We start from the raw sequence: 1,405 nt of genomic DNA on the forward strand, positions 1-1,405 counted from the left end.
GGCTGCGCCGTGTGTCGAAGGCCGTGTTCACGATCACGCTGTCGGTGTAGATGTCGGCATTGGGGATCACTACACGACGGCCATCGTAGGTTTTGATCAGGGTTGCCCGGGTTTCGATGCGTTCCACGGTGCCTTCGTGGCCACCGCTGACGATCTGGTCCCCCACCGCGAAGGGCTGGCGCAGCAGGATCAGGATGCCTGCCAGCATGTTTTGCAGGATGTCCTTGAAGGCAAAGCCGATCGCCACCGAACTGACGCCCAGCCCCGCGATGAGATCACCGGGCGTGAGGCTGGGGGCGACAATGGTGATCGCCAGCATCAGGCCGACGATGCTGATCGTCCAACGCAGCAGGGAGCCGCCCACATCGCCCAGCGAGGGACGATCCCGGCGCTTCGCCGCCCGGCGGGCCACGCCCCCGAAATACCGGCCAAGAAAGTAGAAAAGAATGAGGACGACAATCGCGATTGCGATGTTCGGAAGGAGCCTGAAGAGCCCATCCAACCACGCGTCAAGTTTATCGAATATCAGACCCGGGTTGGCTTCGACTTCTTCCACGCGCATCTCTCCTGTCGTTCATGCGGCAGGTCAACGCATTGAAAGAAGGATTGTTCCTACGTTTGCGGGAGTTTCAGAACCGTATTGCCACCACGACGCGAAAGCACCACCGCATCGTCGCCGATCGCCGTGACGATGCCCGCCTCCAGCGTGTCGCCGACCTGAACGCGGGTGATGGTGCCGTCGTTCTCCCGCACCAGAGCGCGGGGATCGGTGTCGTTGCCGTAAATGCCGATCACGGCCAGCCGGTCGAGCTTCATGTGTTGGGTGGCCAAGCGGGCCACTTTGGCGGACGTACCTCCGCCGGTATCATTGGACGCCATGTTTTCGCCTTTCGTCGCGCCTGCGGGGGATCGCATCGGGGTGGCGCTGAATTTCGATCAATGTATTGCGCTGGATCAGCTAACAGGCGGTAAAGCAGGGTGGAAGGGGGATGGCCGGAGGTCAGCGCAACCTTGCCAAAGGGCAGGCGAAGGTCTGCCGACAGGGCCGGGCGCGGCGCGTATCCTATACGAATTCGCGCGCGATTACCGCTATTTGCGCAAATCTATCCCGCTGCGCGGACAGCAGGCATTTGAACGAAATCAGAGGCAGTCTGTCGCCGCGAAGCCTACTCGGCGGCCTCTTTCATGCGAAAGCCCTTGTCGATCTGGTCGGCGGGCACCACCGGGTATTCGCCGGAGAAACAGGCGTCGCAATACTGCGGACAGCTGGCCTTGCGGCCCTGCGCCTCGCCCACGGCCCGGTAAAGACCGTCGAGCGAGATGAACTTCAGGCTGTCGACCTGCAGGTGGTCGCGCATCTCGTCCTCGGACATGGTGGCGGCCAGCAGTTTTTCGCGCTGCGGCG

The 1,405-nt window shown here is 62.1% G+C and carries 2 protein-coding genes and 1 pseudogene; all 3 read right to left on the bottom strand.

Features of this window, described 5'->3' with window-relative positions; all coding sequences use genetic code 11:
* A partial coding sequence (locus A3728_RS04785) for a mechanosensitive ion channel family protein (protein ID WP_150120648.1) occupies window positions 1–556 on the bottom strand: 556 nt, incomplete at its 3' end.
* Between the two features lie 56 nt (window positions 557–612).
* On the bottom strand, window positions 613–915 hold the full coding sequence (locus tag A3728_RS04790) for a pilus assembly protein PilP (protein ID WP_330220259.1): 303 nt from the start codon (window positions 913–915) through the stop codon (window positions 613–615).
* Between the two features lie 251 nt (window positions 916–1,166).
* Window positions 1,167–1,405, bottom strand: a pseudogene (locus A3728_RS04795) (amidophosphoribosyltransferase); the annotation flags it as partial.

Origin of the sequence: Sulfitobacter sp. HI0040 (genome assembly GCF_001634885.1) — a bacterium.
Classification (GTDB): Bacteria; Pseudomonadota; Alphaproteobacteria; order Rhodobacterales; family Rhodobacteraceae; genus Sulfitobacter.